The sequence below is a fragment of the Gelidibacter sediminis genome (genome assembly GCF_004364975.1).
GTDB lineage: Bacteria > Bacteroidota > Bacteroidia > Flavobacteriales > Flavobacteriaceae > Gelidibacter > Gelidibacter sediminis.
Genome location: NZ_SOBW01000008.1, coordinates 703,349 through 717,012, shown reverse-complemented (window position 1 = coordinate 717,012; position 13,664 = coordinate 703,349). Strand labels below are relative to the sequence as shown.

14 protein-coding genes are annotated in these 13,664 nt (G+C 35.6%); 10 read left to right on the top strand and 4 right to left on the bottom strand.

The features are described 5' to 3' along the window. Positions 1–22: 22 nt before the first annotated feature. Positions 23–2,275: a TonB-dependent receptor gene (locus tag BXY82_RS09830; protein WP_133758023.1), complete on the top strand. Its 2,253-nt coding sequence runs from the start codon at positions 23–25 to the stop codon at positions 2,273–2,275. 36 nt (positions 2,276–2,311) lie between these two features. Here BXY82_RS09830 and BXY82_RS09825 read toward each other — a convergent pair whose 3' ends face one another. Next, positions 2,312–2,584, bottom strand: coding sequence for a hypothetical protein (locus BXY82_RS09825; RefSeq protein WP_133758022.1), 273 nt, complete (start codon positions 2,582–2,584; stop codon positions 2,312–2,314). 52 nt (positions 2,585–2,636) lie between these two features. Continuing rightward, positions 2,637–3,233, bottom strand: a complete 597-nt coding sequence (gene folE, locus BXY82_RS09820; RefSeq protein ID WP_133758021.1) for a GTP cyclohydrolase I FolE — start codon at positions 3,231–3,233, stop codon at positions 2,637–2,639. Positions 3,234–3,457: 224 nt separating this feature from the next. On the opposite strand from folE, the gene BXY82_RS09815 reads away from it, so the two are divergent. Beyond that, a complete protein-coding gene (locus tag BXY82_RS09815) occupies positions 3,458–4,117 on the top strand; it encodes an ABC transporter ATP-binding protein (RefSeq protein ID WP_133758020.1) in 660 nt (219 codons plus the stop codon). On the opposite strand, the gene BXY82_RS09810 is transcribed toward BXY82_RS09815, so the two are convergent. Beyond that, positions 4,114–4,296: a hypothetical protein gene (locus BXY82_RS09810; RefSeq protein WP_133758019.1), complete on the bottom strand. Its 183-nt coding sequence runs from the start codon at positions 4,294–4,296 to the stop codon at positions 4,114–4,116. The genes BXY82_RS09815 and BXY82_RS09810 overlap by 4 nt on opposite strands. After that, positions 4,280–4,426 (bottom strand): hypothetical protein, encoded by a 147-nt coding sequence (locus BXY82_RS15450; protein WP_166643287.1) that lies wholly within the window; start codon positions 4,424–4,426, stop codon positions 4,280–4,282. Before BXY82_RS15450 ends, BXY82_RS09810 begins: the two co-directional genes overlap by 17 nt. A 202-nt stretch (positions 4,427–4,628) precedes the next feature. Here BXY82_RS15450 and BXY82_RS09805 point away from each other — a divergent pair, with 202 nt between their 5' ends. From BXY82_RS09805 to BXY82_RS09770, 8 genes are all read left to right on the top strand, one after another. Further along, entirely contained in the window at positions 4,629–5,402 is a 774-nt protein-coding gene (locus BXY82_RS09805) for a TIGR02757 family protein (RefSeq protein ID WP_133758018.1), read from the top strand. A 45-nt stretch (positions 5,403–5,447) separates the two neighbouring features. Continuing rightward, positions 5,448–6,641 (top strand): sensor histidine kinase, encoded by a 1,194-nt coding sequence (locus BXY82_RS09800; RefSeq protein WP_133758017.1) that lies wholly within the window; start codon positions 5,448–5,450, stop codon positions 6,639–6,641. Between the two features lie 193 nt (positions 6,642–6,834). After that, the gene (locus BXY82_RS09795) at positions 6,835–8,316 is read left to right on the top strand and encodes a S10 family peptidase (protein ID WP_133758016.1); all 1,482 of its coding nucleotides are present in this window, start codon (positions 6,835–6,837) and stop codon (positions 8,314–8,316) included. 67 nt (positions 8,317–8,383) lie between these two features. Beyond that, a complete protein-coding gene (locus tag BXY82_RS09790) occupies positions 8,384–9,391 on the top strand; it encodes a glycosyltransferase family 2 protein (RefSeq protein WP_133758015.1) in 1,008 nt (335 codons plus the stop codon). A 107-nt stretch (positions 9,392–9,498) separates the two neighbouring features. Beyond that, on the top strand, positions 9,499–11,424 hold the full coding sequence (locus BXY82_RS09785; protein ID WP_133758014.1) for a BatA domain-containing protein: 1,926 nt from the start codon (positions 9,499–9,501) through the stop codon (positions 11,422–11,424). Further along, a complete protein-coding gene (locus BXY82_RS09780; protein WP_133758013.1) occupies positions 11,421–12,674 on the top strand; it encodes a dihydroorotase in 1,254 nt (417 codons plus the stop codon). Before BXY82_RS09785 ends, BXY82_RS09780 begins: the two co-directional genes overlap by 4 nt. A gap of 1 nt (position 12,675) precedes the next feature. Continuing rightward, positions 12,676–13,002, top strand: a complete 327-nt coding sequence (locus BXY82_RS09775; RefSeq protein ID WP_133758012.1) for a DUF4870 domain-containing protein — start codon at positions 12,676–12,678, stop codon at positions 13,000–13,002. A gap of 2 nt (positions 13,003–13,004) precedes the next feature. Further along, positions 13,005–13,661, top strand: a complete 657-nt coding sequence (locus tag BXY82_RS09770; RefSeq protein ID WP_133758011.1) for an alpha/beta hydrolase — start codon at positions 13,005–13,007, stop codon at positions 13,659–13,661. The last annotated feature ends 3 nt before the right edge of the window (positions 13,662–13,664 follow it).

The window sequence follows — 13,664 nt, the reverse complement described above, 5'->3', positions numbered from 1 at the left end:
TTAAATTAATTAATATACATCTATGAAATACATATTATATGTGTTGCTATTTCTAGCAATACCATCCGTTTATGCGCAAAACACACTACAAGGTAGTGTTGTTGACAAAAACACAAATGAGCCGCTAATTTTTGCAAATATTTATGCGCCACTTTTAGAAAAAGGAGTCACCACTAATGACAAAGGGCATTTCCTATTGTCTAACATTCCAAATGGAACCTATAAAATTATTGTGTCCATAATAGGTTATGAGACGTTCTCCCAGAGTATAACTTTTCCATATTCAGAAAGTCTTATAATACAACTTATGCCTTCTGCAATAGAAATGGAAGAAATAATAATCTCCACACCATTTCACAAATTACAAAGTGAAAATGTCATGAAAGTTGAACGAGAAACTATGGCCACATTAAAAGCAAAAGGTGCTATAACACTCTCCGATGGGATCACAACTATAGCAGGTGTTGAAAGTGTCACTACAGGACTTAGTATTGGAAAACCCGTAATTAGAGGTTTGAGCTCCAATCGAGTACTGGTATACGCCCAAGGTGTCCGATTGGAAAATCAACAATTTGGAGATGAGCACGGGTTGGGTTTAAGCGACTCCGGAATAGAAAGCATTGAAGTTATAAAGGGGCCCGCTTCATTACTTTATGGTAGTGATGCATTAGGTGGTGTATTGTATTTAAATCCTGAAAGATTTGCACAGGCCAACTCTGATCAGGCCGATGCAAGCTATAATTACTTTAGTAACACCAAAGGTTTCAATACAAATGCAGGCTATAAAGCTTCAGGAGATCAATTCAAATTTCTTTTTAGAGGTAGCATTGCTGAACATGCCGATTATAACACCGCAGATTACAGGGCAACCAATACGCGGTTTAGAGAACAGGATCTAAAAGTCGGGTTGGGCTACCAAATAAGTAAATTTAAATCAGAACTACGTTACAATCTTAATAATTCAAAACTTGGAATTCCTGAAGCGATAGGAGAACAAACCACATCAAAAACTCCTTTACTTCCATTTCAAGAGGTAACCAACCATATTTTAAGTTCTAAATCGACCATATTTTTTAATAGCTCAAGTTTAGATATTAATATAGGTTTGCTATATAATGACCGAAAAGAATTTGAGTCACATCATCATGATGAAGAAGAAGATGAAGCGCATGAAGGGCACGATGAACATGAAGATGAACATGAAGAGGAAAACAGTGAGGAGAGTCATGTAGAGCCCGCACTTTATATGAAGCTAAAAACACTCAATTATGATGTGAAATATAATTTACCAACACTTGGTAAGTTTGAGACCATCATAGGCATACAAGGCATGAGTCAAAGTAATACCAATTACGGTGAAGAACAATTAATTCCTGATGCCATCACCAACGATTTTGGTGTGTTGGCAACATCACATATCCATTTTGACAAGTCTGATATTCAATTAGGGGCTCGTTATGACCGTCGTCATATCGATGTCATCTCTGGAATCAATAAGAATTATTCAAGCTTTAATGGTGCTATTGGCTTAAAAACCAATTTGGCAAAAAATATTACGACCAGATTAAATTTGGCTTCTGGTTATAGAGCTCCCAATTTAGCGGAACTCACCTCTAACGGCACACACGAAGGCACCAATAGATATGAAATTGGAGATGATAATCTAAAGAATGAACAAAATTATCAAGTAGATTTAGCATTGGAGTATAAGAATCAGCATATTGAGCTATTTGTAAACAGTTTTTTTAATAAAATAAATAACTATATTTTCCTTTCACCAAATGGTGAGTTGATTCAAAATACACCTGTTTACAACTATTTACAGTCGGACGCAAAATTATATGGTGGCGAAGTAGGCCTTCACTTCCACCCTCACCCCCTAGATTGGCTACATTACGAAAGTAGCTTTGAGGTGGTAACAGGAAAACAAAACAATGACAACTATTTACCACTGATACCAGCCAATAGTCTGACTAACACAATAAGGATAGAATTTGACACCAAGGCAATTAAAAAGTTCTATGGATTTGTTAAGCTTAAATCAACTTTTAAACAGAACAAAATTAGCATTTTTGAATCTCCATCGGAAGGCTATAATCTGTTGAGTGCCGGGTTTGGAGGAATTATAAAATTACTCAATAATGATTTGAGCATAAAAATTTCAGGAAGCAATCTTACTAACAAAAGATATGTCAACCATTTATCGCGATTAAAATCTGACGGCATATTTAATATGGGCCGGAATGTTAATCTAGGTCTGACCTACACACTTTAATCAAAAAATCCCTTTCAGCTGTGAAAGGGATTTTTTTTATTTTACCTGTATCGTACTCGGTTTTTTGGCAAACACATAAGTGTAGAACCACATGATCGTAAACGAGGGAATAATGTCAAAGCCTGGTAGAATCTCCTCAATAAACGAAAACATTCCTGCTACCCTACCTTTTCTTCCAGCATACATTTTAGTCATTAGAAATCCTGAAACAGGAGCCCATATAATATCTATAAAAGTGATCATTCCGATAGCATCAAACACGATACCCAAAATAAACTTCTGATTTTTACTTAAATTATCTAAATTCATGGTATAATTTTTAATTCGGTTTAGTATAACAAAAAATATACCAAAAAAAATCCTAAGTAAATTTGGTACTGATCAACTTTAAAAACTCATTACGAGTTTCTATTTTTTCAAATTGCCCTCTAAATCCGGAGGTTGTAGTCATTGAGTTCTGCTTCTGAACGCCTCGCATCATCTTACACATATGAGCTGCTTCAATAACAACGGCAACCCCTTGTGGTTTAAGTGTGTCGTTAATACAGTCCAAGATTTGTTCGGTTAATCGTTCTTGTACTTGTAAACGTCTTGCAAATACATCTACAATACGTGGCAACTTACTTAGTCCCACAATTTGTCCGTTAGGAATGTATGCAATATGCGCTTTTCCAAAAAAGGGCAGCATATGGTGTTCACAAAGCGAATACACTTCAATATCCTTAACAATAACCATTTCATTATAAGATTCATCAAACATGGCACTTTTTAAAATTTTAGCCGCATCCTGATGGTAACCCTGGGTTAAAAACTGTATAGCTTTAGAGGCGCGTTCAGGCGTTTTCAATAATCCATTTCTGGTCACGTCTTCACCTAAATCAGTAATAATTTGCTCATAACGCTCCCTAATATCTTCCGTAATCCTAGGGTCATATTCTTCAAAATGTTTATATGCCATTGCTCAAAAATTTTTGTTTTGATAAAAATACTAGTTTATCCTGAACATTTACACACCATCAGAAATCTTAATTTCTCTATTGTTTGGGTTAATATTAATAACAACTTACGGTAAGAGATTAAAGCAGTTACCTAGGTTTTAATATAGTATGGACATAAAATAAGCAGGTTTCATCATTGTGCAACAGTAAACAATATGTTAACTTGCCTTTCATTTTAAATTCTATGATAAAAGCAACCAATATTCATAAATATTATACAGATTTGCATGTTTTAAATGGTGTAAATCTCAATATACAACAAGGCGAAATCGTATCTATAGTCGGAGCCTCTGGAGCTGGGAAAACCACATTATTACACATTTTAGGTACATTGGATAGAGCGTCCTCGAAAGATCAAAGCGCTTTACTTATCAATGATGTGGACATTATGGCACTATCGGATAAGAATCTGGCTAAATTTAGAAATGAACATATTGGCTTTATTTTTCAATTTCATCAATTGCTACCTGAATTTACGGCATTGGAAAATGTATGTCTGCCTGCATTCATAAAGAAAACACCTAAGGATAAAGCAGAAAAACGCGCCAAAGAGTTATTGGATTTTTTAGGATTAAGTCACCGGCATCATCATAAACCTGGTGAATTATCTGGAGGTGAACAGCAACGTGTGGCTGTTGCAAGGGCACTTATTAATAATCCTGAATTGATATTTGCTGATGAGCCCTCTGGGAATTTGGATAGTGAAAGTGCTGAAAACCTTCACAATTTATTTTTCAAGCTCCGTGACCAATTTGGCCAAACCTTCGTTATAGTTACCCATAATGAAGAATTGGCCGATATGGCCGACAGAAAATTGGTAATGGTGGATGGTAAAATAGTCTAACGTTCTTGATTTATAACTGGAATTGCATCAACAATCCGATCTATCAATTTACTGATTGCTCCACCCACTTCATGCCCACTCTTGTATAGTGGCACGTTACCCAAAACGTTATCAAAATTGGTTATTGAGTTGCTTACAACATTTAACGTTGAGTCTACAATATCATCTGTTTCTTCCATTATCTACATGTTTACGGTTATCTTGAAATTGTTTTAAATCATTTATGGCATCTTTGCCCAATTTGGTGCCAACACCAATTGCAAATAGCGCAACGACTGATTTAAATCCAAATTTTAAAAGTGATCTCATTTCCATTTAATTTGAATATTTATTCTAAATTAATGAATTTAAAGTACTCAAAAAACATAAAAATGTATTGAGTTTAAAATTATACTGATTGCGTTAATCATGGAATTACAATTATAAGGTTAACCTGTACTTAAACGATAGTGGCAAGGAAATTGCACCCCTTCTTTAGCGTATGTTACTCTAATAAAAATAACACTGACCATTGAACACACAAGAACTCAAAGAATTTTTAGACCTGAAAGTCATCACCTATAACCACCCGCGTTTTATTGAGAGTGACCCAATCCAAATTCCACATCAATTTTCAAAAAAGGAAGACATTGAAATTGCTGGTTTTCTCACCGCTACCATCTCTTGGGGCAACCGTAAGAGTATTATTACTAATGCCAATAAAATGATGAACATGTTGGAACATGCACCATATGATTTTGTGATGCATCATAAATCTTCAGATTTAGAAAGATTACGCGGATTTGTTCATAGAACTTTTAATGATGAGGATTTTATACAGTTTATAAAAGGCATGAAGCACATCTATAGCATTCATGGTGGATTGGAAGCTGTATTTTCGAAACATTCTGAGCCTTTTTCAACTCAAATTGCCATTCACCAATTTAAAAAACACTTCTTTGAAATTGCGCATTTGCCACGCTCCCAAAAACATGTGAGTGATCCATTAAAAAATTCTGCAGCCAAACGCATTAATATGTTTTTAAGGTGGATGGTTAGAAATGACAACAGCGGTGTAGATTTTGGGTTATGGAAATCATTGTCACCGGCCCAATTGTCCTGTCCATTAGATGTGCACTCCGGCAATGTTGCACGGGCTTTAGGACTATTACAGAGACCTCAAAATGATGCAAAAGCATTGCATGAGCTTGACATAGCATTAAGGGCACTAGACAAAAAAGATCCGGTTAAGTATGACTTTGCTTTATTTGGTTTAGGTGTTTTTGAAGACTTTTCTAAGGCTTAGAATAAAAAAAGTAGTTCTTTTGTTTAATTGATTCAATATTATAGTATGAATATTCCTAAATTACCGGCTAACGAACAACAACGATTGGAGATCTTAAAGGAATATCACCTTTTAGATACTGATCCAGAAGTTGATTATGATAATATCACAAAACTGATCTCTACCATCTGTGAGGCTCCTATTTCCTTAATTACCATTTTAGATAAAGAACGTAATTTTTTTAAAGCACATTACGGAATTTCATTTCAAGAATCGCCCAGGGATATATCGTTTTGTGGTCACGCCATACTTACTGATGACCCCATTTTTATAATAAAAGATGCTAGAATGGATGAACGGTTTATTGATAATCCACTCGTAAACAGTGGTAGTGCCGTATTTTATGCCGGTGTACCGTTAATTAACCCAGAAGGTTATGCTTTGGGAACCTTATGTATATTTGACCACCAACCAAGAACTTTGAGCGACACCCAAAAAGACGCATTAATAATTTTGGCAAAGCAAGTTGTAAACTCGATGGAGTTGAGGCGTCAGAATCATAAGTTAGAATCGGCTAAAAAACAGCTCATATTACATAATCAAGAACTGAAAAAATTTGCTAGCCATGTTTCCCATGATTTAAAATCGCCCCTTGCCAACATTATAGCCTTAACACAACTGCTTAAAGACGATGTATCTGATAAAGTATCGCCCACATCGTTAGAATATTTAAATTTTATTAATGATTCCGCATTAATTCTTAAAGATTATATTGACGGCATTTTATTGCATTATAAAGCTGACAAATTATTAAAAGCAAAAAAACAAGATGTAGAGCTTTCAGCCCTTTGTGAAGATATCAAACAATTATTACTATCCAAAACGGATGTCATGCATTGCCATGCCTCTGAAACCATTAAAGAGATCAACAAGCCAGCATTGACCCAAATTCTGATTAATTTAGTGGATAATGGATTAAAATACAACGATAAAAAAGAACGGGTTCTACATATCAGTTACAACTCTATAATTGACTATCACGAATTTACTGTAACTGACAACGGGGTTGGCATTGCAAAAGATCAGCAAGAATTAATCTTTCAATTGTTCACCTCCATTCCTTATAAAAATGAAGTAAAGCCAAGTACAGGAATTGGGTTAAGCACCATCAAGAATCTAGTCATCAAATTAGGCGGAGACATCCAAGTAAGCTCAGTGTTGGGAGAAGGAAGCGCATTTACCTTTACAATTGCAAAATAATTGCAATTCTTATGTGCCTACCAATCAACAACAGGTGAGTTATAGAAGTTTCATATTTAGTCTACTAAACTGTATATTTCTGTATTTCAATCGGTTTAATTCGTTGCAGGTATTACCTCTGGTATTTTTTTAATAAATTTTAAAAGGGCTTCCAATAAAACGTTTTATATTTAAAGGTTAAAATCCTAACTATATGAAAAACTTTTGTTTATTTATTGCTACAATTATGACAAGTTTGCTATTCGCGCAGACCAAGAAAATCCCCTTAGATACAATGGTGGTGACTAACCACGCTATCAATATAAACGGCCAAAACTTAGCCTATCAAGCTATAGCGGGAACACAGCCGGTATGGAACGACAAAGGCGAACCAACAGCGACTTTGTTTTATACATATTACAAGAAAAGTAACAGCGAAAAAGAAAAACGACCTATAGTGTTCTCATTTAATGGTGGCCCTGGTTCAGCTTCAGTCTGGATGCATATTGCCTACACAGGTCCTGTAATTCTAAATATGGATGAAGAAGGTTACCCTGTACAACCATATGGCGTAAAGGACAATCCACATTCAATTTTAGATGTAGCAGATATTGTCTTTGTAGACCCGGTAAACACCGGATTCTCAAGAATGGTTGAAGATAAAGATGGCAAATTGCCAGACCGTAAATCGTTCTTCGGAATCAATGCAGATATAAGCTATTTAGCAGAATGGATGAATACATTTGTCACTCGACATAACCGTTGGGAATCGCCAAAATATTTGATTGGCGAGAGCTATGGCGGACCTAGAGTAATGGGTTTGTCGCGCGAATTGCAAAACAACCAATGGATGTATTTAAATGGCGTTATCTTGGTTTCTCCAGCTGATTATAAAATATATTCTACAGACCAACCAATTTACTCAGCTTTAAACTTACCGTATTTTACAGCTGCTGCTTGGTATCAAAATGCTTTATCTCCTGCATTACAACAAAAAGATTTGTTGGAAATCCTACCTGAGGTTGAAGACTACACAATCAACAAAGTGATGCCCGCCATTGCAAAAGGTGGTTTTATTTCTGAATCTGAACGAAATGAGATCGCTGAAAAAATGAGTTTGTACTCAGGGTTGGATAAATCGTCCATTATTGATCATAATTTAAATATACCTACCAGCTTCTTTTGGAAAGAATTGCGCCGTAAAGATGGATATACGATAGGCCGGTTGGACTCACGTTATTTAGGAATTGATAAAATGACGGCTGGAGACAGACCAGATTATAATGCAGAACTCACATCTTGGTTACATTCTTTTACGCCTGCTATCAATTATTATATCAGAGAAAAGTTAAAGTTTAAAACCGATATCAAGTACAACATGTTTGGTGATGTGCACCCTTGGGACAGACAGAATGACCGTACTAGAGATGGCTTACGCCAGGCCATGGCTCAAAACCCTTACTTAAAAGTGTTGGTTCAATCTGGTTATTATGACGGAGCAACGACTTATTTTGCAGCAAAATATACTGTTGGACAGATGGATCCAAGTGGACGCATGAAAGATCGCGTCTCTTTTAAAGGCTATCGCAGCGGACATATGATGTATTTGAGAAAAGAAGACTTAAAATCAGCAACAGATGATATAAGACAGTTTATTAAAGATTCTGATTCTAAAGGAAAACCTGCCAAATACTAAATTCAAATAACAAGTATTTAAGAAGCCTGATGACACCAATCGTTAGGCTTTTTTATATTTTAGCAAGATGCCAAATTCCTTAGTCAGTATTCTTACTCCTTTTAAAAACAGTGCTCTTTTTTTAAAAGATTGCCTCACTTCAATAATCAACCAATCCTACACCAATTGGGAATTAATTATTGTAGATGACCACTCAACTGATGACAGCTATAATATTGTTGCAGCGTATGCCGAAAACGAGCAACGGATAAAACTCTTTAAAAATACTGGCTCTGGAATTATTGATGCCTTAAACTTAGCCTTAAAAGAAAGTTCAGGCCAGTATATTACACGAATGGATAGCGATGATGTGATGGCACCACTAAAATTGGCCACTATGGTTGCTGATTTGGTGGCCCACAAAAAAGGGCATATTGCCTTAGGGTTGGTCCGTTATTTTTCTGATGACACCCTTGGGGAAGGTTATTATAAGTACGAAAAGTGGCTTAATGAGCTAACCTCAATTGGAGCTAACTATACTGAAATTTATAAAGAATGTGTTATTCCGTCACCGTGCTGGATGGTGCATAGAGATGATTTAATGACTAGTGGCGCATTTCAAAACAATATATACCCTGAGGATTACGATTTAGCGTTTCAGTTTTACAAACAAGGTTTAAAGTGTATTCCGAGCAGCACTATTCTTCATTACTGGAGGGATTATAGCACCAGAACTTCCAGAACGGATGATAACTATGCTGACAACCATTTCTTGAATTTAAAGCTGAACTACTTTCTAGAACTCGATAAAAGCCCACACCAAACTTTGGTTCTTTGGGGAGCAGGATTTAAAGGAAAGTTCTGTGCCAAATATTTAAAAAAACGCCACATCCCGTTTATATGGATTTGTAATAATCCTAAGAAAATAGGAAAGCACATCTATAACATGGAGCTGCAGGACCTATCAGTGCTTGATACCTTAATACGACCACAAGTAATTGTTACTGTTGCCAATAAAATCTCCCAAAAAAGAATTACTTCGGTATTGGAAAATTTAACGTTGATTAAAGCCAAAGATTATTTCTTCTTTTGTTAGTAGCCCCAATTTTAAAGCTTAATTTTCTTTACCCCAAAAGCCATTAATACTTACGTATTTTCTATATTTGACAGAGGTCTTCAACAAGTTAAAAAAAAGGACAAGGAATGCAGTTTAAAAATCCAGAAATTCTTTACGCGCTTCTACTGCTACTCATCCCTATCCTTATCCATTTATTTCAACTCCGACGCTTTAAAAAGGTAGCATTTACTAACGTTCAACTATTAAAAAACATTAGCATTCAAACGCGTAAGAGTTCACAACTTAAAAAATGGCTCACTTTACTGACGCGCATGCTGCTTTTGGCGTGTATAATCATAGCCTTTGCCCAGCCATTTCTATCCAATCTAAACTCTTTAAATACAAAAAGCGAAACCGTTATTTATTTGGACAATTCATTTAGCATGCAGGCTAAAGGCGTCAATGGAACGCTTTTAAACACTGCCATCCAAGAGTTATTGGAAAATGTTGGAGAAAACGAAAATATTAGCCTTTTTACTAATAATTCCGATTTTAAGAATACAAGCATTAAAGCAATTAGAAATGACCTGATCGAATTAACTTATTCATCCAATCAATTAGATTATGATGCAGTCATTTTAAAAGGCACAAAGGCATTTTCTCATGAGAAGGGCAGCACTAAAAATTTTTTGATTATCTCCGATTTTCAACAAAATAATTCCGCTCTAAACCTCGTAAATGATAGCCAACTAAACTATCGTTTAGTACAATTGAAACCTGTCAAACCATCAAATACAAGTATTGACTCTTTATATATTTCAAAATCTAATGCAGAGACTCTTGAATTAACCGTGCTTTTGAGCAATCAGGGCCTTCCGATCGAAAACATGCCTGTCGCACTCTTAGATAATGGCCAATTAATAGCCAAAACTGCTATTTCTATTAATAAATCAACGGAAACAATTTTTACAATTCCCAACAATAAAGCATTTAATGGAAAAATTACAATTGATGATCCACATTTAAATTATGACAATAGTTTCTATTTCAGCTTAAACAATTCTGATCGCATTAAGGTTTTGGCCATCAATGAGGCAGATGCGACGTTTTTGGAAAGACTATATAGTCCTGACGAGTTCGACTTAACACTAATAGATTTCGAACAACTGAATTACAGCTCAATTACTGATCAAAATTTAATTATTCTTAACCAATTAAAAAGTGTTCCTAATAGCTTGACAACCTCACTAACTTCATTTAGTGATAATGGCGGCAGCATATTAATTATTCCTTCAGATGATACAAATCTAAACACTTATAATCACCTGTTTAGCAATCTTTCATTGTCAACATTTAACTCTTTAAATTCAGTGGAGAAACGCATTACCAATATCAATTTTTCGCATCCACTCCTTAACAACGTATTTGATAAAAAGGTGGATAATTTTCAATACCCAAAGGTTAATGCCAACTACAAATTTGGAAGTGCTGGAGGCACCGCAATATTGAGTTATGAAGACAATACGCCTTTTTTAATTCAATCTAACGCTAGCTACACGTTTTCAGCAGCTTTGGATGAAACAAATTCAAATTTCAAGAATTCACCTCTCATCGTACCTGTACTATATAATATTGGGAAACAAAGCCTAAAATTACCACGTCTGTATTATACCATTGGAAAAACCAACACAATTGACATTAATACCAGCTTAAATCAGGATGCTATTTTAAAATTGAAACAAGATGAATCTACACTCATTCCACAACAAAAGACATACAATGGTAAGGTACGGATAACCACTGACGAATACCCTAGAAATGCCGGGTTTTATAACGTAACCAACAAAAGGGAGGTCATTAAACGTCTCAGCTTTAATTATAACCGCTCCGAAAGTTTTTTAGATTATATGGACTTATCAACTATTAAAAACAGTGCCAAAAGTTCTTCTGTCGCGTCAGCTATAGCTGATATAAAAAGTATGACAAATGTTGATGCCCTATGGAAATGGTTTGTTATTTTTGCAATAGCTTTTTTAATTATTGAAATGCTCATCTTAAAATCCCTTAAATGAACGTACTCATAAAATCGGCTACGATAGTAGACTCCAAAAGCGATTTTCACAATGATACTTGCGATATACTGATTGAAAACGGCATTATTACCCAAATTAAGGACAACATTGAAACGCCGCAAAAAACTAAAGAAATTTCCCATAACAACCTTCATGTTTCCCAAGGTTGGTTTGACAGCAGTGTAAGTTTTGGTGAGCCAGGCTATGAAGAGCGTGAAACTATAGCCAACGGTCTTAAAACAGCTGCATTATCAGGCTTTACAGATGTTGCAGTAAATTCCAACACAAACCCAGTAATTGATAGTTATGCGGATATAGCATTCCTTAAAGGAAAATCTCAAGGCAATGCTGTTAATTTATTTCCTATAGGTGCGTTAACCAAGAATAGTGAAGGCGAAGATCTTGCAGAACTCTATGATATGAGCAATGCTGGATCAGTTGCATTTTATGACTACCAGAAACCAATCCGGAACCCTAATCTAATGAAGTTGGCCTTGCAGTACGCAAGTAACTTTGATGGTTTAATCTGTTCGTTTCCCCAAGAATCTCAAATATCAGGCTTGGGAGTAATGAATGAGAATGTGATGAGCACCTCCTTAGGATTAAAAGGGAATCCCGCCCTTGCTGAAGAATTGCAAATTGTACGTGATTTGTTTTTGCTCGAGTATACTGGCGGCAAACTCCACATTCCTACCATATCAACAGCAAAATCTGTAGAATTGATTAGAAATGCCAAAAAACGAAAACTTGATGTAAGTTGCAGCGTAGCCATTCATAATTTAGTGCTGACCGATGACGCATTAAAAACCTTTAATACACGCTTTAAGGTGTTACCTCCATTACGCACACAGTCAGATTGTAACGCGCTTATTGAAGGCTTAAAAGATGGGACCATTGACATGGTGACTTCTGACCACAATCCGTTGGATATTGAGCATAAAAAAATAGAATTTGATTATGCTAAGTACGGTACCATTGGATTGGAAACTGCTTTTGGAGCCTTAAATACCATCTTCACATTAAAGAAAACTGTCGATTTACTAACGAAAGGTAAAGAGCGCTATGGCCTTACCTCTATCCCTGTGGCAATAGGCCAGAAAGCAAAACTCACCTTATTTAACCCCTCAGAACCCTATACCCTCACAAAGGACATGCTCTTCTCCACTTCAAAGAACAGCATTTTTGAAGACCATGAGTTCAAGGGTAAGGTGTATGGTATATACAATAATCAACAACTAGTTATAAATTAAGATGCAAAATTCTACTATTAAAGAAGGAAAAACATTGGCTATAGTTAGCTATTTCACTTTTATAGGCCTCATAATTGCCATCATCATGAATTTGGAGAAACGAAATTCATTTACCTCATTTCATATACGCCAAATGCTTGGCCTGATCATTATGCTTATATTTTCTAATCTTGTTGAAGAATATGTCAACAGCTTACTTGGAACGGCATTTTGGATCATTACTTTTGTAGCTTGGCTATTTGGACTTGTTCATGCCATTAAAGAAGAATATAAACCCATTCCTGTTTTAGGCGATAAATTTCAGGAATGGTTTAAAAATATAAATTGATTATGTCTGAATTTTCATTACATCACGTTACACGACCTTCCACTTTAAAAACAAACGCGCCGGTACTTATTATGCTGCACGGTTATGGAAGCGATGAGAACGATCTATTTGGTTTTGCCTCTGAAATGCCTGAAGAACTTTTTATAATTTCTGCCCGAGCACCCTATCCAATTCAACCTTATGGTAACGCTTGGTACGCCATTAATTTTGATGCTGAAATGAACAAATGGAACGATAACGAACAAGCCACACAATCTAGAGATTTAATTTCAAAATTTATAGACGAGGTCAAAGCGGCATATCCAATAAGCAATGATAAGGTATCATTACTTGGATTCAGTCAAGGCACTATCTTAAGCTATGCTGTGGCCCTATCTTACCCTGAAAAAGTTAAAAATGTAATTGCCCTAAGCGGGTATATCAGCGCAGAAATGCTTCCAGATGGCATAGAAACAAACGATTATTCCCATTTAGATTTCTATTGTTCGCACGGTAGTCAAGATCAAGTAATTCCGGTTGAATGGGCAAGAAAGATTCCTCAATTCTTAAATACACTTAATATTAGGCACACTTATAATGAGTTTCCTACGGGCCATGGTGTTGCTCCGCAAAATTTTTATGAGTTCAGAAGCTGGCTAAATCAGAGATTAGAGCACTAACGC

What these genes read in the sequence shown, in the direction of transcription:
- BXY82_RS09810 (WP_133758019.1), bottom strand. Translation starts at nt 4,296, where the DNA reads ATGGAAGAAACAGATGATATTGTAGACTCAACGTTAAATGTTGTAAGC.
- BXY82_RS09775 (WP_133758012.1), top strand. Translation starts at nt 12,676, where the DNA reads ATGCAAAATTCTACTATTAAAGAAGGAAAAACATTGGCTATAGTTAGC.
- BXY82_RS15450 (WP_166643287.1), bottom strand. Translation starts at nt 4,426, where the DNA reads ATGAGATCACTTTTAAAATTTGGATTTAAATCAGTCGTTGCGCTATTT.
- BXY82_RS09790 (WP_133758015.1), top strand. Translation starts at nt 8,384, where the DNA reads ATGCCAAATTCCTTAGTCAGTATTCTTACTCCTTTTAAAAACAGTGCT.
- BXY82_RS09800 (WP_133758017.1), top strand. Translation starts at nt 5,448, where the DNA reads ATGAATATTCCTAAATTACCGGCTAACGAACAACAACGATTGGAGATC.
- folE (WP_133758021.1), bottom strand. Translation starts at nt 3,233, where the DNA reads ATGGCATATAAACATTTTGAAGAATATGACCCTAGGATTACGGAAGAT.
- BXY82_RS09825 (WP_133758022.1), bottom strand. Translation starts at nt 2,584, where the DNA reads ATGAATTTAGATAATTTAAGTAAAAATCAGAAGTTTATTTTGGGTATC.
- BXY82_RS09795 (WP_133758016.1), top strand. Translation starts at nt 6,835, where the DNA reads ATGAAAAACTTTTGTTTATTTATTGCTACAATTATGACAAGTTTGCTA.
- BXY82_RS09815 (WP_133758020.1), top strand. Translation starts at nt 3,458, where the DNA reads ATGATAAAAGCAACCAATATTCATAAATATTATACAGATTTGCATGTT.
- BXY82_RS09770 (WP_133758011.1), top strand. Translation starts at nt 13,005, where the DNA reads ATGTCTGAATTTTCATTACATCACGTTACACGACCTTCCACTTTAAAA.
- BXY82_RS09780 (WP_133758013.1), top strand. Translation starts at nt 11,421, where the DNA reads ATGAACGTACTCATAAAATCGGCTACGATAGTAGACTCCAAAAGCGAT.
- BXY82_RS09830 (WP_133758023.1), top strand. Translation starts at nt 23, where the DNA reads ATGAAATACATATTATATGTGTTGCTATTTCTAGCAATACCATCCGTT.
- BXY82_RS09785 (WP_133758014.1), top strand. Translation starts at nt 9,499, where the DNA reads ATGCAGTTTAAAAATCCAGAAATTCTTTACGCGCTTCTACTGCTACTC.